General features: G+C 46.3%; 18 protein-coding genes and 1 tRNA gene. 10 read left to right on the top strand and 9 right to left on the bottom strand.

Annotated features, from left to right (window positions below):
• Positions 1-34: 34 nt before the first annotated feature.
• The gene (locus tag H6F74_RS11775) at positions 35-1,423 is read right to left on the bottom strand and encodes a DUF4335 domain-containing protein (protein ID WP_190441019.1); all 1,389 of its coding nucleotides are present in this window, start codon (positions 1,421-1,423) and stop codon (positions 35-37) included.
• A gap of 92 nt (positions 1,424-1,515) precedes the next feature.
• The gene (locus H6F74_RS11770; protein WP_190441016.1) at positions 1,516-2,139 is read right to left on the bottom strand and encodes a DUF3038 domain-containing protein; all 624 of its coding nucleotides are present in this window, start codon (positions 2,137-2,139) and stop codon (positions 1,516-1,518) included.
• 403 nt (positions 2,140-2,542) lie between these two features.
• Here H6F74_RS11770 and H6F74_RS11765 point away from each other — a divergent pair, with 403 nt between their 5' ends.
• The 4 genes from H6F74_RS11765 (at position 2,543) to H6F74_RS11750 (ending at position 5,106) form a co-directional block, all read left to right on the top strand.
• Complete coding sequence (locus tag H6F74_RS11765) at positions 2,543-3,055, top strand: adenine phosphoribosyltransferase (RefSeq protein ID WP_190441013.1); 513 nt, start codon at positions 2,543-2,545, stop codon at positions 3,053-3,055.
• A gap of 67 nt (positions 3,056-3,122) precedes the next feature.
• Complete coding sequence (locus H6F74_RS11760) at positions 3,123-4,184, top strand: ABC transporter permease (protein WP_190441010.1); 1,062 nt, start codon at positions 3,123-3,125, stop codon at positions 4,182-4,184.
• A gap of 65 nt (positions 4,185-4,249) precedes the next feature.
• Positions 4,250-4,537 (top strand): hypothetical protein, encoded by a 288-nt coding sequence (locus H6F74_RS11755; RefSeq protein WP_190441008.1) that lies wholly within the window; start codon positions 4,250-4,252, stop codon positions 4,535-4,537.
• A gap of 179 nt (positions 4,538-4,716) precedes the next feature.
• Positions 4,717-5,106, top strand: a complete 390-nt coding sequence (locus H6F74_RS11750) for a low temperature-induced protein (protein ID WP_190441006.1) — start codon at positions 4,717-4,719, stop codon at positions 5,104-5,106.
• 372 nt (positions 5,107-5,478) lie between these two features.
• On the opposite strand, the gene H6F74_RS11745 is transcribed toward H6F74_RS11750, so the two are convergent.
• The 3 genes from H6F74_RS11745 to H6F74_RS11735 all read right to left on the bottom strand — a co-directional run bounded on the left by H6F74_RS11745 (position 5,479) and on the right by H6F74_RS11735 (position 10,631).
• Positions 5,479-5,549, bottom strand: a tRNA-Gly gene (locus H6F74_RS11745).
• Between the two features lie 75 nt (positions 5,550-5,624).
• Entirely contained in the window at positions 5,625-6,773 is a 1,149-nt protein-coding gene (locus tag H6F74_RS11740) for an energy transducer TonB (protein ID WP_190441004.1), read from the bottom strand.
• Positions 6,774-6,899: 126 nt separating this feature from the next.
• Positions 6,900-10,631 carry a response regulator gene (locus H6F74_RS11735; protein ID WP_190441054.1) on the bottom strand — a complete coding sequence of 1,244 codons (3,732 nt, stop codon included), beginning with the start codon at positions 10,629-10,631 and terminating at the stop codon, positions 6,900-6,902.
• A gap of 938 nt (positions 10,632-11,569) precedes the next feature.
• Here H6F74_RS11735 and H6F74_RS11730 point away from each other — a divergent pair.
• Together H6F74_RS11730 and H6F74_RS11725 are read left to right on the top strand one after the other, a co-directional pair.
• Positions 11,570-12,280 carry a GNAT family N-acetyltransferase gene (locus H6F74_RS11730; RefSeq protein WP_190441002.1) on the top strand — a complete coding sequence of 237 codons (711 nt, stop codon included), beginning with the start codon at positions 11,570-11,572 and terminating at the stop codon, positions 12,278-12,280.
• A 335-nt stretch (positions 12,281-12,615) separates the two neighbouring features.
• Positions 12,616-13,167, top strand: a complete 552-nt coding sequence (locus tag H6F74_RS11725; protein WP_190441001.1) for a hypothetical protein — start codon at positions 12,616-12,618, stop codon at positions 13,165-13,167.
• Between the two features lie 46 nt (positions 13,168-13,213).
• On the opposite strand, the gene H6F74_RS11720 is transcribed toward H6F74_RS11725, so the two are convergent.
• Positions 13,214-14,368, bottom strand: coding sequence for a histidinol-phosphate transaminase (locus tag H6F74_RS11720; protein WP_190441000.1), 1,155 nt, complete (start codon positions 14,366-14,368; stop codon positions 13,214-13,216).
• Positions 14,369-14,460: 92 nt separating this feature from the next.
• A complete protein-coding gene (locus tag H6F74_RS11715; protein ID WP_190440999.1) occupies positions 14,461-15,288 on the bottom strand; it encodes a metallophosphoesterase in 828 nt (275 codons plus the stop codon).
• 81 nt (positions 15,289-15,369) lie between these two features.
• Between H6F74_RS11715 and H6F74_RS11710 the strand changes: the two genes are divergently transcribed.
• The gene (locus tag H6F74_RS11710) at positions 15,370-15,522 is read left to right on the top strand and encodes a hypothetical protein (protein WP_190440997.1); all 153 of its coding nucleotides are present in this window, start codon (positions 15,370-15,372) and stop codon (positions 15,520-15,522) included.
• A gap of 233 nt (positions 15,523-15,755) precedes the next feature.
• A complete protein-coding gene (locus tag H6F74_RS11705; RefSeq protein WP_190440995.1) occupies positions 15,756-18,449 on the top strand; it encodes a PAS domain-containing protein in 2,694 nt (897 codons plus the stop codon).
• 84 nt (positions 18,450-18,533) lie between these two features.
• Here H6F74_RS11705 and H6F74_RS31000 read toward each other — a convergent pair whose 3' ends face one another.
• Positions 18,534-20,213: a DUF262 domain-containing protein gene (locus H6F74_RS31000; protein ID WP_190440979.1), complete on the bottom strand. Its 1,680-nt coding sequence runs from the start codon at positions 20,211-20,213 to the stop codon at positions 18,534-18,536.
• Between the two features lie 209 nt (positions 20,214-20,422).
• On the bottom strand, positions 20,423-20,737 hold the full coding sequence (locus H6F74_RS11695) for a TMEM14 family protein (RefSeq protein WP_190440977.1): 315 nt from the start codon (positions 20,735-20,737) through the stop codon (positions 20,423-20,425).
• A 69-nt stretch (positions 20,738-20,806) separates the two neighbouring features.
• Here H6F74_RS11695 and H6F74_RS11690 point away from each other — a divergent pair, with 69 nt between their 5' ends.
• Both H6F74_RS11690 and H6F74_RS11685 read left to right on the top strand, forming a co-directional pair.
• Positions 20,807-22,111 carry an ATP-binding protein gene (locus tag H6F74_RS11690; protein WP_190440974.1) on the top strand — a complete coding sequence of 435 codons (1,305 nt, stop codon included), beginning with the start codon at positions 20,807-20,809 and terminating at the stop codon, positions 22,109-22,111.
• A gap of 47 nt (positions 22,112-22,158) precedes the next feature.
• On the top strand, positions 22,159-23,205 hold the full coding sequence (locus H6F74_RS11685; RefSeq protein WP_190440969.1) for a tellurite resistance TerB C-terminal domain-containing protein: 1,047 nt from the start codon (positions 22,159-22,161) through the stop codon (positions 23,203-23,205).
• The last annotated feature ends 27 nt before the right edge of the window (positions 23,206-23,232 follow it).

Below are 23,232 nucleotides of genomic sequence, written 5' to 3'. Positions count from 1 at the left end.
TAGTCACCAGTCCCCAGTTCCCAGCCTCCAGCCCCTATTCTCGAAATTGTTCCACTTCAACGATACCGTTGGGTTTAAATACCACCTGGAATTGGGCCAGAGGTTCTTGGGTGAGGGTTGCGGCGCTTTGGTTGGGGTTGACTAAGTTAGGGAGCGGAGTTTGCTTGACATAATCATAGCCAGGCTGATTGTACGGTTCGTAGTCAGCGATCGCGCCGTCTTTGTTCACAGCAACTCGATAGACTAAGTTACGCGGAAAGGCGACACTTTCTTTCTTCCAGTTGCCGTTGATTTGACTTTCTAGCTGAGTTTTTAAACTCTCCAGTTGGGTCGGATCGGTAATTTGTGGCCCTAAGCTGGGTTCGCCTGTGTAGCCACGCCAAGGACTGACTTGCAGAACGCCTGTTCTGGTAAACACAACTTTGAACTGACCGATAGGATCGCTGCTTGTCGTGCTTCCTCCGGCTGGGATGTAAAGCAATTCTGGCAGTGGCGTGTCAGAAGCGCGATCGCGTGCTGCTACATTGACTGGTTTATAACCGACAATCGCTCCATCTTGTCCCACGCCGACGCGATAAATTAACTGTTCGCTAAATCGGCGGCGCTTGCCAGACCACGTCTGGGCAATTTTGTCATACAGTCTCCGTTCCAAAGCCCGCAGCTGGGTAGGATCGGTAATTTCTGGCACTGATGTCAGCAGAGATTCCAGATTAGTCGCATCAGCGCTTACTGGTGTCGGACTTATAGTGGGCTTCTGCGAAGCTAAGGGACTAGCAGGCGTTGTGGCGCTGGCATTCGACTGGAGGGAGGGATCTTTAGGTGGCTCGACGTTGGGAGGCGGTATCACAAAGAATGCGATCGCTGCCACCCCCAAAATCGATACCCCTACTGCTGCTGGTGCCGCGCGTTGTGCCACTGGCACTTCCGCCTTAGCATACCGCTTAGGAACAGGCGCAATTGACAGGTTTATGTCTGGTAGTGTCCTGCTATCCGCCAAGAACTGATCTACCGCATCCACCAAATCAAACAGCTGCACCGTGGTCAAATCTACTTGCCTTGCCGAGTTAGGAGTTGAGACACCTGCTGTGTTCGAGTCGCCAGCACTTCCTGGCATCTCAACACTTAACCTGTGCAGATGGTCATTAACTCTATGCAACTGCACTGTTGTCGGCTTGTCCTGAAGGTTGTGCCAGTGAGGAACCCCACTCAAAAATTCTTGTGCATAGTTACTCACTGCAATCACCAAACTTTCAAAAAAGTCGCGTCCCCCGGTTAACGGCTTCTCCTGACCAGCAAAACGGCACTCAGCATTAACCAGGATAGACATTAATGGTCGGGCATCCACCTGACCGGATGTGCTATCGCTCAACCCTTCTAGGATTAGCGTGCAGTTAGGCAGACTGTACGGACGTCGAATAGTCATCTTTAGTTGTTAGTTGTTAGTTAAAGTATTGCTAATTGTTCAATATCCATTAGCCATTAGCCATTAGCCATTAGCTAATGACTAATGGCTAATCACACTTCGCCATCAAACAGACTGCTCCAAAAGCGTTGCATTCCAGACGTTCCCGTACAGAATAGCAGTTCGCTCAACAGCTCCATTGCCAACTCGTTCAACTTGTCATCAGAATTGTAAATGGCAACAGCAGCACGCCGCGGATTCATCCGACTCCGGAAGTGGGCGCGGAACCGTTCCAGATACTCAGACAAGCGATAATGATGTTCCAAGGGCAGCTGCTTTTCCCGGAGTTGTTGATAGGCAAATAGCATCTGTCGGATCAAGACGGTCAACCGCCGCGCCAAGTGGCAGGCAATGACTACCAACGCCTTAGCTTCAACAAACGTCAGCAAACGTCGAGTATAAGAGCGTCGCAGGGGGTTGGTGCTACGCAATCGCCAGAGGTTCACCCGATTTTGGATAACTCTCTGGAGTTCCAGATCCTGGGATATTTTTAGCATTGCTTCAGAACCCCCCAGTTCCAGGGCTTCTATTGCCAGTAAAATCAGGTCAATCTTAGTCCTTGTTCGACGCGGACACACACTAGACGCGATTGGTGGGTCAGGGAGACTTTCCAGAATCAGTGGCATTGACTCTTGCAAAGGACTATTTAATGGCATTACGCTCACAGAACGATTCATTCCAAATAGCAGGGCTGTTGAACTGGTTGATGGCTTGCACCAATCTAAAACAAATTGGACGCTTGAACTCAATGACTTCTAGCTGTTAAGTTTGTGTCCATCGGCTACCCAGTAATTCATATGCACAGCCCAATTTTACAGAAATCAGGATCTCTTAATCCTAAATTTGGAGTCACCGGGTCGGGCCGTTGGATGGCTGTCTTTGGCTGTAATTGAATCAAACAGCTACCACTGAGAAACTCAATAACTGCCGCAAGCGTGTTTTGAGTGTTAAAAATGCTCCGAAACCGTGCAACCTTCTAGTGTACGATTTTCCAGGTAGATAGTTGCACATCCTGGATATAGTTTCTCTGGGAATGGCAACGATGACGAAAGTTACCCACACCCTTTTTTTAGAGCTGCTATGGATCTCAAGTCTCTGATTCGCGACATTCCAGATTTTCCCAAGCCAGGAATTTTGTTTCGAGATATAACTACGCTGCTGCGAGATCCGGAGGGATTGCGCTTTACTATTGACTCTTTAACGGAAAAGTGCGCCCAGTTTTCCCCGGATTATATCGTTGGGATGGAGTCGCGGGGTTTCATTTTTGGCGCACCTTTAGCATACAAACTGGGAGCTGGGTTTATCCCTGTCCGAAAGCGGGGGAAGCTACCTGCTGCTGTTCATGCGATTGAGTATGAATTGGAATATGGGATGGATCGCTTGGAGGTGCATCAAGATGCGCTTTTACCTGGAAGCCGGGTTTTGATTGTGGACGATCTGATGGCGACTGGTGGAACTGCGAGTGCTACGGCCGAATTGGTGCAGAAAACGGGCTGCACGTTGGTGGGATTTGGCTTTATCATCGAGCTAAGGGATTTGAATGGGCGGCAACGACTTCCTGATGCGCCAATTGTGACGTTGGTTGAATATTAGTAATTAGCTGATTGAAGTATTGCTAATTGTTTAAAAGCCATTAGCCATTAGCCAAACTTGGTGTTACATGACTTCTACTAGAGATTCTTCAAGAGAAAATAGGTTGCATGCTAGTTTAAATTGGCTCAAAAGGCTGCTTGCTGGTGAAACTTTTCTCTACGTGGTGAAGCGGCTGTTACAGGCACTTTTGACTTTGTTGCTGGCATCAGCTTTAAGTTTTGCAATTATTCAGCTGGCTCCTGGGGATTATTTAGATACTCTGAGGCAAAATCCCAAAATTTCGCCAGAACGAATTGAGGAATTAAGACAACAGTTTGGTTTGGATAAACCAGCAATTGAGCAGTATCGGCGTTGGTTGTGGCAAATTGTGCGCTATGGAAATTTTGGCACCAGTTTTGTCTATCAGCGTTCGGTAGCATCGCTGTTGTGGGAACGCATCCAAGCGACTTTGGAGTTGGCGATCGCTTCTGTAATTTTGACATGGGCGATCGCTATCCCTCTGGGGATCGTCGGCGCTGTTAACCAAAATCGGACAAGCGATCGCATTCTGCAAGTCCTCAGCTACGCCGGACAGGGATTTCCCAGCTTCATCACTGCTTTGTTGCTGCTGCTTCTGGCGCAGTACACTTCCCCCCTCTTCCCTGTCGGTGGTAGAACCAGCATCAATCACGCTGACTTGTCCTGGTTTGGCAAAATTTTAGATATCGGCTGGCACATGATTTTACCGACTTTGGCGCTCTCTATCACCAGCTTTGCTGGTTTGCAGCGAATTACCAGAGGGGAATTACTCGATGTTCTTCGCCAAGATTACATCCAAACGGCTCGCGCTAAAGGACTCCCCGAAAATCGAGTCATTTATGTTCACGCCCTCCGCAATGCTATTAATCCTTTGGTAACACTATTGGGATTTGAATTTGCCGGTTTGTTAAGCGGTGCTTTTATTGCGGAATTTTTCTTCAACTGGCCTGGATTAGGGCGTTTGATTTTGTCAGCAGTTACCGCCCAAGACCTCTATTTAGTAATGGCAAGTTTGATTATGGGCGCTTTTATGCTCATTATTGGCAACTTGTTCGCTGACTTGCTGCTCAAAGCCGTTGATCCCCGAATCAAGTTGGAAAATCTTAAATAAGCTAATGGCTAATTGTTGATGACTATTAACAATTAGCCATTAGCAATTAGCCATTAGCAATTGATATGTTTTCCCAAATTTATTACCTAATCCGTTCCAAAGTTGACGGGCAATATATTGCCGCCAAACCAGATCAAACTGCAACTGGAGCGGGTTACTTGTTGATGTTTAACGAAGACTTTGACGCTTTAAGCTATCTCAACACCCACGCTCCGGATGTGGCAAATCGTTTCGCTATCGAATCAATCTCTGGAAGTCAGATAAAAGGTTTACTCCAACGGTGGGGTTTTACTGGAATTGGTGTAGTGGAAGATCCTTTATTACCCAAAATTCAGTTTTTATTGCCGAGTTGAAGGTGAATATTGCCTTTGATTGCCTTTTATAAAGATTTATTGCATCTATACCTACCTATAGATGTCAAAAGCTCCATAATTTGAGCAAATAATAGATGGCGTTCAGGCAGTTACTTCGTCTGAACTGGTTAACAACCTTAATGCTTGCTAATTTCAACAAATTGGGAGAGAGGTACTGTATGAAATCGATCCGCTTCAACCTATCTGCCTGGGTACGTCCAGTGCGTTTGGTAATAGCTGCCGTTGCGTGCGCGTTTCTAGTATTTTCCTATGCGACACCAGCTTTGTGCGCCACCAAGAATAACCCGCCTACCGGAATCAGTGGCACCCAAAGTAAACCCTCAGATGGAGAAGCAAATCTGCTGGACATTGAGCTGAAATCTCAAGAGGCGGTTCTGTCAAAACCCTACTCGCTGGAAGAAACCCAGAAGGAAGCAAGTAAGGGTCTGAATGAAATTCAAGGGGACTCTGATATTGAGAATATGAAGCGCCCTGAAAATACCCAAGGCGTTGACTCAATTGAACAAAAGATCGAGAAAGCTCTGGAAGCCGTTACGGGCAAAAACTAGAGTTAGAATCACGACTCGGTGCGCTAGTATCCGTTGAGTGCGGGTGTGTGGCGTTATAACGAGGATACTTACTCAAGGCTTGTTGTTAATTTGTTATATCAAGTCTGTGGAATTACCCATAAGAAAAGGGCCTCTAGCGAGATTTTGACTTCCCCAAAGTCGCCTCTTCCCTATTTGGGGTGAGGTTCCTTTGCTATAGGGGTAATTTACCGGACATGATAAAAAGAGGCAGATTTTTATATCCGCCTCTTTTTGTACATCAATTGATTAGATGGTAGCGATCGCGCCCACTATACCCTGAGCTAATGGGAAAAGCGCGATCGCTCTTGAGCCGCTAAAATACTGTCGTTTTTTTCCACCGACAACTCAAAAAGCGGGTAGCGAGAATCGAACTCGCATCATCAGCTTGGAAGGCTGAGGTTTTACCACTAAACTACACCCGCAAAAGATGTATGTTGCCATACTTAAACTAGATTACCATAAATTCTCGGTAGTTGCGCGAACAATTCAACATTTTTTCATCTAGAGAGAGGGGAAACTCTGATAGACACATCCAATAAGCTTTGGACGGGTTGACCCTCGGAGATAGCGGGGTTAAATTTCCAATCTTGGATTATACCTCTAACAAACTGGTCAGCGGCGAAATTTCCGCTACCTTGCACAACGTTCGTGGATATAACTTCCGCTTGTCCGTTCTCAGAAATTAACAATCTTACTTCCAAGACTAAAGGCTCCCTTGGAGTCTGTCCAGTTGCCGGATAATTCAGATCAGAAAACTGTTTTTGCGATCGCTGTGGCTCAGCTAGCTGGCTAGGCTCATCCCTGCCACCGTTACCAGAACGGACGTTGATAAAGGAGGCAACAACGCCTGCACCTTGGCTGGACTCCCCAGGCGACGAGTTGCCTGGGTTAGGTGGGGGTGGTGCTGATGGTATAGGATTTGGTGAAGCGGGGGCTGGAGGACTTGTGGAGGCAGGAGCCGGGGGCGGTGTTGTTCTTTCTGGCGGTTGGGGGGCGGGAACAGGCGATTGTTGCTCGTTCGCCGGATATGGCGTACTTCTGGGTGCTGGCGTTGTTGTTGCGACTGGACGATCGGCGGGGAATGGCGATCGCTGCTGGGGTTCCACATTAGGGTTCCGTGTAGGTTCTATCGGTCTGGTGCTGACATCAGGACGAACCACATCCTGCTGTCTTTGCTGGCTAGAAGGCACAGCAGCGTCGGAATTTTGAGTTGGTGGAGAATCTAAAGGCGGGTTTTGCTCGGTAGCGGTATTTGAGGGGGCGGATGGAGAACGATTAGCTGTTAGGCGACGCTGGCGCTGGCGTAGTGGGCGGCGATCGGCTTGTGGCTGCAAGGAAGCTTCAGAAGCTGTTATTAACTCAATGGGAATAGGCGCTTTACTCACCTCAAAAAATGCAGATAGCGCCGTCATCCGCTGCAATATCCAGATTGCCAGCACATGAACAAAAATAGAACCCAGGATGAAATTTACCCACAACATTAGTGGTTCGGAGTGCTGCCGATTGTTCGTCTGAGTAGGAGTATTAGGGTTGATTGGTTGTGCCATTCTCAAAAGCAGAACTGTATTTTTAGAATCATGGGCAAAACAATTATTACCCTGCGATCGCACCAAAAACGCCCGAAGGGAGGAGCGAGCCTCCGCCACAGAGAAAAATCACAGAGAATGTGAGGCTTCCGCCTGACGCGATCGCATTCCGAAGCTCAGCTGGGGAACGAGAAAAACTTCTACCTCGCCTCCTAACTTTTGACTCCTAACTTAACACTGACAACTCTAAGCCTCAGGACTTTTTTGCGGATTGACGGCAAAGCTGAGAACAGTTTCATCAATGCCTTTGAGGGTGAGTGGACTTTGCTTGGTCATTTCATCTTCGTCTAGGTAATCAGCAACGGCGGCAGAAACCAGGATGCTATTGGGTTGGGCGGCTTCTTGAAGGCGAGAGGCGATATTGACACTAGGGCCAACAGCAGTGTAGTCGGATCGTTCGGCACCGCCAAACATTCCTACCACTGCGGTTCCCTGGTGGATGCCGCAGCGAAACTGTACAGGGTTGCGTCCGTTAGTGCCAACCAGACCATCTTCGATCCATTTTTGGTTAAGCACCTCTAGAGAAGCGTGCATTTGTCGTGCAGATGCGATCGCTCGTCGTACCTGTTCGTTGGGTGTTAGTTCCTCTGGCGCTCCAAACAAAGCTAACACGGCATCTCCGACAAACTTATCTACTGTGCCGCCGTTATCAAATACAGCTTTGGTCATAGCTTCCAGATACTCATTGAGCAATTCTGCCACCTTGCGCGATCGCAAGTTGTTTGCCAGCTGAGTAAAGCCCACAATGTCACTAAACAAAACGGTAATCAATTTGGGTTCCGGACTCAAATCCAGCTTTAGTTCCCCTTTTGCCGCCTTCTGCACCATTGATGGTGGTAAAAAGCGCTTCAATACCGACTCTGTTAAGTAACTATTTAGCTCTAAAACCCGGCGCTCATTTTCCTTGAGAGCCAGTAAATTGCGTACCGAGGATAACAATTCCCGGTCATTAAACGGCTTGGCTAGATAGGCATCTGCCCCTCTACTGGTGCCTTCGATTCGAGTTTCTTCGTCCACCTTAGCGGTGAGCAAGATAATCGGTGTCCCTTTCAATTCCTCCTGTTCGCGGATCATCCGAATCATATCCAGACCCGACACCAAAGGCATCATCAAATCCGTCACAATCAGGTCAGGACGACGATTTCTAGTTACGGTGAATCCTTCGTCCCCGTTGCGTGCTGTCCAGACTTGATAGCCTTCATTTAGCAGAATGCGAGATACATAGGTTCGCAGATCCGGATTGTCGTCCACCACCAAAATAGAGGAGATGTGGGAGGAGTGATGAGTTAGGAGTGATAAGTTAGGAGTTGAAGATTCTTTTAACTCCTCAGCGTTAACTATTAACTCCTCACTCTCAAGAGCTTCTTCTTCTATCTCTAGGTCGGCTAATTCTACCGCAGCGCGATTGAACTGCACTTCGGTTGGCACTTCCAACACTTGATCTAAAGGTAGGTGAGCTGTACCAGTTTGCAACCAAACGGTAAAGGTGCTGCCTTGTGTGTAAACTGAGCCTATGGAAATTTGACCGCCGTGCAGTTCTACCAGTTCTTTTACCAGCGCCAAACCTAAACCACTGCCTTCGTAGGATCGGTTAACTGACCCTTCCGCCTGCCGAAATCGCTCAAAAAGATGGGGAATTTGCTCTGGGCGAATGCCAATGCCAGTGTCTGCAATCTGTACTCGGACGTGATCCCCAGCAGATTCAACCGTGACGGTAATTGTACCCCCCACGGGAGTAAATTTCATGGCGTTGGACAGAAGGTTGTAAAGTACCTTGTCAAATCTTTCTAAATCTAAGTAAACCGGAAGACATGGACTGGTGTAGGTTAGCAGATTCAAGCCTTTTTTCTCGCAGTAGGGGCGAAAGGCTTCGACAATTGTCTCGACAAATTCCACCAAGTTACAGGGGCGGAAACTAGCTTGCATCTTTCCGGCATCAAGTCTTTGGATGTCAAGCAGTTGATTTACCAGTCGCAGCAGGCGGCGGGAGTTGCGGAGAGCGATCGCAGCTTGATCGTAAGGTAAATCTTGATGCTGGTTGACAGCTGACTCCAAGGGCCCCAACATCAGAGTTAGAGGTGTCCGGAACTCGTGAGAAACGTTTTGGAAAAATTCGGTTTTCTGACGGTCTAATTCCAATAATCGCTCTGCCTGTTGCCTAGTTTTTTGGTAGAGTCGGGACTGTTGAACTGCGATCGCTGCCTGCGCTGCCACAGCTTGAGCTAATTCAATCTCCGATGCGTGCCACCGTCTCGGTTTGTGCGTTTGGCGCAGCGTAATACTGCCAATAATCCGGCCATCCGAGAGTAACGGCACCACCAACAGCGCCCGCGCCGGACTCCGCAAAGGCAGATCAAACCCATTCATTTCTGGTTGTTGACCCAAATCGTCAATTACCACTGGTTGTTGCGTAGAGAGTAGTTGCTGCAAAACCGGATTACCAGCAATGGGTACCACTGACTGGGGTAATTGAGAATTCTTAGCTTCATGTTTTGAGTTTTGATTTGTCGAGGCAGCGCCTGTGAAAAGCTTTGAATTATAAGTTAAAAATTCTGGCTTTTGAAGCTCGATAACCGACTCCGCGCCCATAGCGTCGTCCATCACACGGATCTCTGCTCCGTCATACAAGCCGACGCACTGGACAAACTCATCTTCCTCCCTCCAAAGAGACAAAGCACAACCATCTACCTGCAAAGCTTGTCCCAGCTGTTGAGTAATCGCCGCAAAAATATCCTGCGGGTCAAGACTGGAGCGGATAGCCGTGGTAATGGTATTGACAAGCGCCTCTCGACGTGCTAAGTAGGAAACTTGCTCATAAGCCCGCGCCTGAGAAAGAGCTAAAGCGGCTTGATCCGCCACCATTACCACCAGCTGAATTTCATCATCCTGCCATGCACGCGGCTCCCCACACTGATGTAGTGCCATCACTGCCATCAATTCCAGTTGGCAATACAGCGGCACCACCAGGCTAGAGTGAATGTCCTGCTTTCGCATAGCCTCAAGCCGTTGCCTAATTTCCGGGGTATGAGCGCTTAATCGCTCATCAGTTTCAACATCATTAATTACTTCCACATCCTGCGTTTCCCACACCAACTGACCTAGACCTGAGTTGGTGTCTTCGTCTTGCTGCTCTCTATGTGAATCTAGAGAAGAAAAGGACGCAGGTATGAGGACAGAGGACGCACTGGTGTATTCTTCCAGCGTCCTAGCTCCTAAATCCTCACTTTTGCCTTGTGCCTCAGTTTTTAATCCAGAAGTCAACAGTCCTGATAATCGCCCTTTTCCGTTTGCCTCTTGCCTTTCATAAATAAACCCTTCATCTGCCATCTGGTTTTCTTGGAAGGGACGCAGAATACAAACACTCACCTCCAACATATGACCGACTGTTTCTACAATCGTCTGGAGGACTTGCCGCAGAGGGGAACCACCCCCGCCTCGGTACTGGGCATTGCGAATTGTGTTGGTGACTGTATTCAGCAGCGATTCTCGGCGCAGCGTCCGGCAAAGTTCCTCAGTGCGAACCTTCAGGACGTTGTGGGTATCCATTGCCTGCTGCACCAGCGCTTTTAGCTCAGCAGCGTCCCAAGGTTTTGTGACGTATTTGAAGACCTTGCCAGCGTTGATGGCTTCCACCAAGTCTTCGACATCGGTGTAACCTGTCAAAATAATTCGGATAATGTCTGGGTACTGAGTAGCAGTGAGGCTCAAAAACTCAGTACCGCTCATTAAAGGCATACGCTGATCCGAGATGATCACCGCAACATCGCCCTCGGATGCCAGAATTTCCAGGGCAGCTGGGCCGTTGTCTGCCCTGAGTACCTTATAGTCTCGATGGAATGTTCGGTAAAGCAGGTCGAGGTTGTCTGGTTCGTCATCGACAACCAGAATTTTCGGCTTTTTGCTGCCTTGGGATTTCATGCCCCGCTCTCCTGCTGTTGTAGCGCGTAGCTCGTACATACGCCCATGCGGTTTAAAAATAGTATCCTCATGCACAGATTCTTCCAGGGATCAAGATGGCTTACGGACGTAAGAGGAAGACGAATTATATATATATAAAGCTACTATCCCCATATGACTGTTTCCGCCTCCGGAAGCTGTGGCCAAGCCAGGCGATGCACCCCAATTGATCTTAAGTTTTTAGGTTCACTTTTGCCGCGTCCTCGGCTGTTCTGAGAAAAACACCCTAATGCTACCTTATGCTCCCCGATATTATATTGGGCGTAGGCGACACTAGCGTATATGCCCTTAGGCGCTAGATTTTGAAAAGTCGCTTCTCTAACACCGATGCTTGTTGCGGTAGGGCAATAGCTGTTCTCTGTCGTCAGGCAACTGGCAACTAAGGTGTCCCACTCAATTAATTTAATTATTTTTAGGGGAGAAAATGCACTTCTCACTTGCTTTCTATTTAAGATACTCGCTCTGGATCAGTTTCTTTAATTTTTGTGCGGGAACCTCAGTTATAACTGGTTTAACCCACACTTTCATTATCCGGACACCAAATTGTCAGACAACAGGCTATTAGCGGAATACCTCCAAGAACGCTGCTGCTCCGGATATAAGCCTACTCTGCCTAGTCTATGACGCTGCCTGTACTCCACGCGGTCAATGCACTCCTTGTACAATAGTATCCTTGCTGGAATAAAAGCTGCTCTTGAAAGTCAAGACGTTTCGGTAGGGCAGGTGGTTGCCAAGAAAAACGCTTGTTGGAATAGGTAAAGCTTAAGGGATGGGCGGCTTTTGGCATTTAGTCGTTGCCAAAAGCGGGAATGGCGGCGAAAAAAGCTACGCTCAAGTAAGGGCTATTTACCTCTGATGACCAATATTGAACCGCGAAAATTTGTACAAAATGATCTACGATGAAACCTGCTAGAGATCCAACTGGGCTAGCTCCTCACCACTGCTTTCCTTTAGTTTTGCACCGCCAACCCGAAAAAGACGTACAACCCAAAATTGTCTCTCACTTTATTATCCGGACGGCCCGCCAAAGCGATCTAACAGGTCTGACTGAGATCCTGGCGGATAGCTTTCACCCGCGCAATGGGATTTGGAACTGGTTCTATCCTCTTTTTCGATTAGGAATTTATGAAGATTTGCGGAATCGACTCCGCTCGGCTCCTGAGAATTACATTTGTTTAGTCGCTCTTGAGCCTGTTGGTGGCACTAATCAGGGAAATAGCGATCGCATCTACTCCCAACCCTCAGAGTTTGAACACGCTGACGATTCTGTGGTAGGCACCGTAGAAATGGCGCTCCGTCCCTCTTCCTGGCAACCTTGGGGTTCTCAATATCCTTATATCTCCAATTTGGCTGTCTACAAGGCTTGTCGGCGGCGCGGCGCAGCGCTGCAATTATTGCGCTACTGCGAGCGAATAGCTCTAGAGTGGGGTTTTGAAGATATCTACCTCCACGTTCTCGAAAACAATCATCAAGCTAGGCAGCTTTATCTGAAGGCGGGATATGAACTGCACAAGGTTGATCCCAGCTGGAGCGACTTGCTGTTTATGCGTCCCCGAAGGCTGTTTTTGCACAAACACTTGACTCCTAAGCTCCAAAACCACAACTCCTGAAAAAAGCGTGAGATTGGAAAACAATTTTCATCCCTTGAATGCGTAGGGACACGGCATTGCCGTGTCCCTACTTTGCTGATGGCTGTTGGGTGCTACTTACTTTTGTATTTCCTGACGTTGGGCCATATGCCATAAAATAAAACTGCGAGATTGCAGATTGGTAACTTATACTTACTGATGTCAAATGTTTTGTTAATGTAACTATTATTTATATAACAGATGTCTAACTGACTCTTAAGCGCTTCCTCCATCCAGAAATCACAGAATTGAAGCAAGTTTATGTGCTTCCAATTCGGATATATTTTTACCGGAAAAATCTATCAGTAAAAGTTGACATGGATAGCACAAACGAACAGAGCTACCAGGCTGCTATATACAAAGCTGATGCTAATCAAAGCCCTACCGGTGTTATTCGCGATCGTCTCTCTAATGACATGACAAACGCCACCCCGAACCCTGACGAGGAAAATTCTGAGATTCTCACTCAGATGCGTAATAAACATCTGTTGATCGTTAATAGTCGCCGTCGCAATGGCTTGATCCTCTATAAGAGCTACCATGCAGAGTTTGCAGGGCCTGGATCGGCTGTGGGTGGCTTGTTTGATGTGGATTGTAAGCAGGTGCTGCCAGTGGGCAATCTGTCGTTGGTGAGTCCTGAATCTGCCCAGGAACGACAAAATGCTTATTTGATTCGGCGGCAGTGGATTCGACTTACTAGACAAATAACGGATAATCCAGTGCCGCTGCAACGAGCGCAGAAGATAATTGAGCAGTTTAAGCAGTTTTTTGGTATAGAGACAATTGCCCAAATACCTGATGATGCTTTGGCGCTTTTGGTAGGTGTTTTGCCAGACACTATCAGCAGGGCGCGTGAGATCGATGATTGAGAATTAAAAATTAAAAAAGTTACTTTTAATTTTTAATTCTTCCTCCTTAAGAAATAGTTTTTAAGGCTGCTAGGAGATGTTGGCGCGATCGCTGATTTTCTTGTTCAGTACCTACCGTAAGACGGATGCCGCCGCCAGTGTGTCGCACCAACGTTCCCAGCTGTTTGAGTTGGTGGGCTAAGTTGGTAAGGGCTTCATCTGTAGGGGTACGCAGGTAAATAAAGTTAGAGTCGCTGTGCCAAAGTTGTAAGTTTGGTTGCTGTTTGAGAAAATCGAGTAACTTTTCGCGTTCGGTGAGAATTTCGGGAATGCAACCGAGTAGCAGTTGGCGATGGGAAAGGGCCAGCAATGCAGCGGCTTGGGTGAAGCTGGGGAGGTTGTAGGGGAGACGGACTTTTTCCAGGGCGAGGATAATTTCCGGATGTGCGATCGCGTAACCCATTCTTAAAGCTGCCAGTCGAAAGGCTTTGGAAAATGTTCGCAACACCACCCAGTTCGGACGCTGCTGTAATTCTCCGACAACAGTTGTCTGGCTAAATTCAAAATAAGCTTCGTCAATTACTACCAAAATCTCCTCTGGCAAACTCCGCAGCCATTCCAACTCAGCAGCGGTTAGGGCGTTGGCGGTAGGGGAGTTGGGATGAACCACGAACACCACCCGGATTGGCGGATTGGAGGTTTGTTCAATAGCTTTTTGGGCGGCGGTCAGGTCAATTTCAAAATTTGCTTGTTTACGCCCCACGCTGACTACAGGGATGCCCAGCGTTTTAGCGAGAATGGCGTACATGGAGAAGGTGGGATCAGCTACCAAAATCGACCCTTCTCCTCCTAAACAGGTGGCAATCAACAGAGAACGAATTAGTTCATCTGAACCGTTGCCTAGAGAAATATTAGCTGGGCTAATTAAACTTTCGCCTGCGTCCCCCTGGGTTAATACAGGGGAAATCGATTCATTGACGTATTGCGCGATCGCGTCTTTCAGTTCAGCATGACTGCCATCAGGATAGCGATTTGTCTCAATCAGCTGCTGATAAGTCCAAGCCAGCTTTTCTTTTAACTCCTTGGGCAAATCAAACGGGCATTCATTGGTATCCAGGCGGTCAATAGGAATGTCTGAGGCAACTGGACTCCCTGATGTGCCGCCTGGGTGCGGTGTATAGGCGCGTAGCCCAGATAAATCTGACCGAATGAAGGAGAACATAGATTCTTTATCTAACAACTAACAACTATTTTTAAGTAGAACAGTGCTGAGTATCTTTTAACTCAGGACTTCTAAAGCCGAGGAACTCAGCCTTACTGACTTACCAAAGTAATTGCCGTAACTTCTGGCGGACAAAACAATCGTCCCGGAAAATAGGTTCCCAATCCACGATTTACATACATCTGATTTTTTCCCACCTGATGCCATCCGGAAGCCCATTCCCAATGCTGCACGACTTTATTACATTCCTTCATAAAAGGCACCAAAGCTTGCATCGGCTGGGGAATAATGTCGCGCAGGTGTTGCAGCAATCTAGCCGCCGGGCCAAACCCTGGAATCACCACTTGACCGCCGTGAGTATGACCTGAGAGTTGCAAATCAACCCGCCATTGTTGCAAAATTTCGGCGGTATCTGGGTTATGAGATAAGACGATACGGGGGGTATTCGGGTCGAGTTGATTCATTACGGGGGCGGGGTTAAATTCCCGCGACCAAAAATCAGCGAGTCCGACTATAGGTAATGCTTTGCCCAGTGGATAAGCGATTTCGTTCTCAAGGACGCGAATGCCGATGCTAGTCAGGGCATTTTGCACCTCTTGTTTTGAATGGCGGTAATAATTATCGTGGTTGCCGAGTACGGCATAGACACCAAAACGACTTTCCAGGTGTTTTAGCGATCGCACTAACTTATGAATCGGGGTTGGATCGTCGGTTACGTAGTCGCCTGTCAATAAAACCAGGTCTGGTTCAAGTTGATTGCTGGCTGCAATTGCTTGTGCTAACAGTTCATCGGACAGCCGCAGACCATCGTAGTGCAAATCGGACAGCTGCACCAACTTTGTTTTGTGCAAAGATGTCGGCATTGCGATCGCTACTTTCACATTTTCTACACTTAATGGCCCAGATAATATCCAGTACATTCTGTCAACTCAGGCTTAACTGGCGATTCCAGCATAGCGTAGAGATGCGATTTGTCGCCTTCCTGCCTGATTGAGGGGCGAATGCAAAAGAATTTATTAAATCTTTTCAAGATCGCTTGGCTTGGCTGGTTTATCGGCTTCCCTAGTGGCTACGTCCTCGCGATAAATACAAAAGCGATCGCTGAATTGTTCTTTTTTCGAGAGTCCAACGCATTTGTCTGTGAATTTACTTAGTTTTTGGCTAATAACAGATAAATAGTCAATACAAATACGGTTTTATAATAATTAAAAACATCCTATGTTGACTTTAAATAAATTTATAGTTTAGTCTATACTTACGCAATAATAGTTTTTCAAACCAAATAAATTAGCGAATCTATACAACCCATTTGTAGCAGATAAAAACAGGTTTTATATTAATTCACCAAAACTATTAAATTACCAATATTCATTAAAGTCCGCATCTTATGAATGAAAAGACGGAATTAGCCGCGTCTCTACAATCCTCTTCCAGAAAAGCCGGTATTATTGCCACCCTAATTGGCTGTGTTGTTTTATTGGGCTGGATATTAGATATTACAGCCCTTAAAAGCATTTTGCCAGGGCTGGTAAGTATGAAAGCTAACACAAGCATAGCCTTTATTCTGAGTGGCTTATCTTTGTGCTTGTGGCATGATAAAGACAGAAGGAAAGAGGCAAAATCCAACCGAAAAAAGTCTTCATTTGACCTTTCTCAAGCGCTGGCAATTCTCGTCATTTTAATCGGTTTATTGACACTCATTGAGTATGGATTTGGGTGGAATCTAGGGATTGACGAACTGCTGTTTAAAGACCCAGCAGGCGCTGTTGGCACCTCTGCTCCAGGGCGAATATCTCCCAATAGTGCCTTGAGCTTTTTCATGCTTGGCTCTGCCCTTCTGTTGTTATCTAAAAGAGCGTACCATCCGGCTCAATGCTTTAGCTTAGGCGGATTTTTGATTGGTTGTCTGGGTCTTTTGGGCTATATCTACGGCATCACCTCGTTGTACGGCAAGAGTTACAACACAGGTGTGGCGTTGCACACGGCGATCGCATTCATCCTGCTTTCCATCGGCATCCTGTTTGCTTGTCCAGATCGAGGACTAATGACAGTTGTTACAAGCGACAAAGCAGGCGGATTAATGGTGCGGCGGATGTCGCCAGCCGCGATTGGCATTCCCTCAGTGTTGGGCTGGTTCATTTTATGCGGCTATCAATCTCAGATTTATGAAAGCGAACTTGGGCTGGCTCTTTTTGGCGTATTCAACGTAGTTATTTTTGCCTTTCTAATTTGGTGGAATGCCAGATTCCTGAATGCGGTTGACAGCCAGCGCCACCGAGCAGAAGCAGCACTAAAACAGGTGAATCAAGAGCTAGAAGATAGAGTTGAGGAGCGCACGATCGAGCTGAGTCAACTGAACAAGCAATTACACCAGCGAATTGCCGAACACCAGCAGACAGAGGAGGCGCTCCAAGCGAGCTATAACCTCTTGAATGCAGTCATTGAAGGAACGACTGATATCATTTTTATCAAGGATCTTCAGGGTCGCTACTTAATGATCAACTCCACTGGTGCCAACCTCCTTGGCAAGTCTGTAGAGGAGATGATTGGTAAGGATGACTCCGAGGTATTTCCACCTGAGGTTGCCCCTCAACTTATGGAGACTGACCGCAGAATTATGGCTTCTGGGAGAACTCAGACGTTAGAGGAAATCGTCTATATCAATGACATCGCGGTGACGTATCTCTCAACAAAAAATATCTACCGCGATCCCCAAGGAAAGGTTATCGGTTTGATTGGGATGTCGCGAGACATTAGCGATCGCAAGGCGTTGGAAAAAGAATTAGCGCGGCGCGAGCAGCTTTTGAACTCATTTATTAGCGTTGCCCCGATCGGACTCTCTATTCTTGACGACCAGATGCGGTATCTGCAAATCAACGAAGCGTTAGCACAGATCAATGGCGTGTCTGTAGAAGAACATTTAGGAAGATCCCTGGCTGAAGTCTTGCCCGACGTTGCACAAGAGATTGAATCGACGTTACGCAGGGTACTAACGACAGGCGAAGCGATTCTCAACATGGAAGGGTGCGGTGAATTACCTAGCAATCCAGGCGTCCAGATGCACTGGTTGACTTCTCAATTTCCGATACCTGGAGAAGACGGCAAGCCGATGGGTCTTGGTGTCACCGTGATGGATATTACCGCTCGCAAACAAGCTGAGGAAGCCCGTCGGGAGAAAGAAGTTCAGTTAAAAGAAAAAAATCAGCAGCTAGAACATACTCTCCAAGAACTCCAACGCACTCAAGGTCAACTAATCCAAAGCGAAAAAATGTCCAGTTTAGGACAATTGGTTGCAGGGATTGCTCACGAAATTAATAACCCAGTTAACTTTATCTTTGGGAATCTCACCCATGTCAGAGAATACACCCAAGATTTATTAAATCTATTGCGGCTCTATCATCAGCAATACCCGAATTCAACGCCAGAAATTCAGGAAGAGATAGAAGCGATTGACCTGGATTTTATGATGGAAGATTTTCCTAACCTATTGTCATCAATGAAGGTGGGGGCAGATCGCATCCGGGAGATTGTTCTTAGCTTGCGGAATTTTTCGCGAATTGACGAAGCTGAAATGAAGGCGGTTGATATTCACGAAGGAATTGATAGTACCTTAATGATTCTGCATAACCGCCTGAAAGCAAAACCGGATCATCCCAACATTCAGATGATTAAGGAGTACGGTCACTTACCTAAAGTCGAGTGCTACGCAGGACAGCTCAATCAAGTGTTTATGAATTTGCTAGCGAATGCCATTGATGCGTTGGATGAGTATAACAAACAGCGATCGCTTTCCGAAATCAAGGCAAATCCCAGCTGGATCAAAATTCGCACTGAGGTACTAGAGTGCGATCGCGTCGTTATCAAAATTGCGGATAATGGCTCTGGAATGACAGAAGCGGTGAGACAACAGCTATTTAATCCTTTTTTTACTACCAAAGCCATTGGCAAAGGCACTGGACTGGGTTTGGCAATTAGCTACCAGATTGTTGTAGAAAAGCACAATGGTAAATTGGAATGTCTCTCAGCACCGGGAGGGGGAGCGGAGTTTATTATTGAGATTCCACTTAGGCAGATAGTTTAGGCACATCTAAACTTCAGAAAAAGTAGGAGCGATCGCGCTCTGGACTAGAGAAAATGAGGAAGCGATCGCCTTTGCATTAGCCTACTAATATAAGCGCCAAACTTTCTTGAGAACGCCGAGCAGATTTTTCTGCCGCGCCTCAATGACTTCGGGTGTCCATTCCTGTTCCATTAGCACTTGAGTTGTTAGCGCAAAAGGAGAAACACCTTTTTTAGTGGTGAAATACTTTTGCTTTTTCACATCAAAGTCATAGTTTTGCGCTTCGCTGTTTTTATAACAAGGGAGTAAAGCCAAATTTCCTAAACGATGCACATATTTTTCGCGTTCTTCCAAGCTTTTAAAGCACTTCACCCACAGACTATTATGGGCAGGATTTTGCGGTAATATATGCTCGACAGTAATGGTGGAGAAGTTGTATGATGCTTCACCTTCTGACAGAGCCGTATCTAGACGCAGCAATACAAATAAACGAATTTTTTGAGTCAGGTAGAGGTCGCCATCCAACATTTTGAGAATATCATTCTTTTCTTCTGATGTAATTTGGAGTGGTGAATCGGGTGTATACAAATCTTCCTCATGCTCAATGGCAGTTAGCAAGCGACGATAGCGTTCAATCCGTTCGTTAATATTTGCCCGTTTAATCATCAAACCCGCCGCAAGACGTTCTAATTCAGTAAAGAATTGCACCAATCGCTCAGGATGACTGTAGTTACGAGAGAGATAGAGAATAGCTGGAGGTATCCAGTCAGAATTATCGATATCATTTAACTGCTTAAACAGTTTATTTACTTTTTCGGCGTGTTTATCGCTTTGATAGCTTGTATTCTTAATTTCGTAGAAAGCATCAGCTAAAGGACATAAAGTTGTCTTGATAAACTCCTGAGAATTATTCCAAGGTTTAATATGTTCGCGGTATTCCTTGAGGATGCTACCAGTGAGTTTTGCCTTACGATTAATCATGCGAATGTATGAAAAAAGGTCTTCAAACGTCTCCCGACCTAGTTTCTCTTGGATATCTTCCCATTTGCAAGTGTATGCTTCCTTTTGAGCATCAGGAATTTGCCCGATAATCTCAGCTTTTAAAATATCAGGAAGTGACAGGTCTAGACCCCGACCGTTCAGCACAGAAAATATCCGATATGCAGATTCTAAGTCTGGTGTTGAAACTACTACCAGAAAACATCTTGTAATAATGAATTGCACGAGCCGAACCCGCTGAGATTCGGAAAGTTCCTCTAACTTTTTCAGGAATAACAGCGCGTTTTCTTTAATATTTTTACGACTATCTGAAAGCGCAGTAGAGGATTCCAGCTTGCTAATACCGCCTTCATCCTGAATGTATTCCTTGAAGAAATCTGCATCTCGCTTAGCCAAGGTCAGATGATAACGGTTATGGGTGCCAAGGATCGGGTTGCCTTCTTCGTAGAGCAACTTAGTTAAGGCATTGGCATACTGGGGCTGTACTAACGTCCGCAGAGCTGAAAGTAGTATAGTGAGCGTTGACAGACGTTGTTGACCATCAACAACTTGAGCGTCTGGTTTATCTGCCTTTATTAGTACAATGCTGCCCAGGAAGTAGGGATTTATATCATCAATTGGCTCGTTACCGTCACCCAAGGATACAATTAGGTCTTGAAGCAATTCTCCAGCTTGCTCAGTAGTCCAGGCATAGGGACGCTGGTACAGGGGAATGGTGAAGACAAAATCATTGCTAAATACTTTCTGAATAGGATATTCAGTAGCTTGAATTTTGACGGTACTCACGGGTAGCTCCTTGAGCGACTATGTTGGCAAATGTTTCGCTAAGGTTAGTGTTCCCTGCCGTCGCTACTAAATTGAAATGTTGCCGGATTCGTTGAGTTTTTTGATGGCTTGGCTGATTTAGGAATGAAGGGTGTGAATTTTGGCGGTCGTGGCAATAAAGCAGACGCGATCGCTTGGGATAGATCCAGAAAGCTAGAGTTGCGCTATCCTCAAGCCATCAGTTGTCGCACCATCACCGCAAGCGTTACCAAACCTAAGACACTCATCAATCCCGCAGGCATAAACTTGCGGGTTTTCGCCAAGCGGATGGCGAAGACAATTACGAGAACAGCAGTGACAACGGTTGCTAAGATCAGCCCCCAAGCTTGTCCCTGTAATTGCATCACTCCGCCGAGAATCAGTAATAGACCGGTGACAATACCAGAAATTAATGAAACTTTACTTTGCGCTTGAGAGTAGCCAATAATGCCGCCAATAATTGCTAAGATGCCGTATGCGATCGCGCTGATAATTCCCAGATTCATTAGTTAAAACCTATTTTTAGGGTCGGCAGACAATTTACCATAGCTCTCGGTAGATCACTCTGGTAATTGATGGATACTCAAGCGATCGCTTCAATCAAATTCCTGCAACGCCAAGCTGCGTCCCTATTACTCTATAAATCCGTCCTCACGGGTGAAGTGGGTACGGCTTTCCTGAATCTGCTGCAAGCCTTATGTGATGGCGACACCGATGGACTGGTGTGCCTGCAAGCTTACGGTAGCTGGTTTCAAGCTTTAGCCGCCAAAAATCAAAGCTGGGAAAACTACCTGATTACGCAAATCCTCAGAACCGATAATCCCTTTACCAGGCAAGTCCAGCAGGCATCTTTACTGTCTCCAGCTTTGGTAGCTGCTGCTCAGCATGATTTACAAGCCTTGCAGAGCCTCTACAATTGCAGTAGCGACCAGTTGAGTAGGTGGGTGCAAGCTGCCGCTAAGCTGCCTGCTGCTCCCGTTGCCTGGAACCAGCAGCAGGATGGGATAGTAGGGGCAATTCATGAGTTGCCCATCCGGGATAAATTTCAAATTTTAGAAAATTGGGCAGAGGCGCTGGAATATCTGGCAGCGCATTACCACGACTACGGCACGGGACTGTTTGCTGAGTATCGCGCTTTTCGCTGGCAATCGGGGCAACTGGTGGGAATTAGGCATCCCGATCCTGTAAAGCTTACGGAATTAGTCGGCTACGAGTCTCAGCGAGACGCTTTGCTGAAGAATACAAAATTTTTACTTGCTGGTTATCCAGCTTTGCACGTTTTGCTGTATGGCAGTCGTGGCAGTGGCAAATCTTCTTTGGTGAAGGGGTTGTTAAATGAGCCGGGTACTGGAAATTTGCGCCTTGTGGAAGTGGCGAAATCTGACTTGAGAGATTTATCAGAAATTGTGGAGCAGCTACGGGGTGTTCCTCAGAAATTCGTTATTTTTGTTGACGATCTCTCCTTTGAGGAAGATGACGACGCTTTCAAAGCGCTTAAAGTTGTGTTGGAGGGTAATTTAACTGCGCGATCGCAAAATGTCGTGGTGTATGCGACTTCCAATCGCCGCCACTTGATTCGAGAATTTTTTGGCGATCGCCCGCTCACGCGAGACAATGAAGAAATCCATGCTTGGGATACGGTGCAGGAAAAGCTTTCGTTTAGCGATCGCTTTGGTCTTACTTTAACCTTTGAACCAGCCGATCAGAACACCTATTTAAACATTATCCGACATCTTGCAGCCCAAGCCGAAATTACCCTCAGCCAGGAAGATTTAGAATATCGCGCCCTCCAGTGGGCAACTCGTCACAACGGGCGTTCTGGGCGCACAGCACGACAATTTATTGACTTTCTCAAAGCCGATTTAACCGTAAACACATAATAATGTGAAAAGTTGGAAACTGCTGACTGGAGCCAACAACAAGCAATATGCGATCGACAAAGCTAAGTAATCGAATTTTACTCTCGTCAGTTGCCTTCAGCGTAAGCTTTTTTATTGGACTTATTGCTAACCGAGACTTCGGGAAAGCGCTGCTTACAGGGGTAATTACTGTACCTGCTACTTATGCGGGAACTTTAGTTGTAGAAAATAAACAAAGGAAGCAAAAGAATTTTCTCGTAAACGAAATTCAAGCTATAGATGGAGAAAGACAAGATTTAGAGGAGCATCTTTATTATTTGCAGTCCAGTCTCAATCAACTAAATCTCCAAGTTACGGAAAGACATAACCAAAGGGATGTGCTAAATCGGGAGATAGCCAATTTAGGAGCCTACAGGCACCAGTTAGAAGATCAAGGTTTTATTCTCCAAACTCAAGTTCAAGTTCTTGAAACGCAAAAAACTGAACTAAATCAATTGCTGCTGGCTGTAACATCGGAAAAACAAAAAATAGAATTGAGTTTGAGTTCTCTACGCTCCGACCTTAGCAAAATGCAAGCTCAATTCACAGAAAATCAAAAGGAAAAGAGCGTCTTAGAGCAGGAGATAACGAACTTAAAAAAGCAAAAACGTCCTTTACAATCAGAAGCCGAAAACCTGCAAACTCAAATTCAAGCTTTTGAGATGCAGAAAACTGAGCTAAATCAATCTTTGCTGTCTTTACAATTAGAGCTTAGGCAATTACAGTTCCAAATTTACGAAATAAAACAGCCAAAGGAAAAGTCGCGTCAGAGAACGCTTTTTCGAGAAACAAAAACTAAATTAGAGGAAATACCTTCAGAATGGGCTGAGTTAAAAGCAAGACTTAGTGATGATGATATTCAAATACTCAAAGCAATTTTAGAGCAAAATAATCCAGGTGGAACAATAAAAAAGATTGCCGAAGAAAATATCACCATGCCCCAACTCTTAATTGATGCTATAAATGAGCTTGCTATGGATACAATTGGCGATCTGATTATACAGCCTGGATCGGTGTCGGTTCCGCCAGCGATCGCACAGGAATATTTAACAAAAGTTAAGAATATAATTTTGTAGGCAATGCCCTCCAATGGTGTTATTGTG

Origin of the sequence: Trichocoleus sp. FACHB-90 (genome assembly GCF_014695505.1) — a bacterium.
Taxonomy (GTDB): domain Bacteria; phylum Cyanobacteriota; class Cyanobacteriia; order Cyanobacteriales; family FACHB-T130; genus Funiculus; species Funiculus sociatus.
The sequence above is the reverse complement of the archived record's forward strand: the minus strand, read 5'-3'. Positions and strand labels throughout refer to the sequence as shown.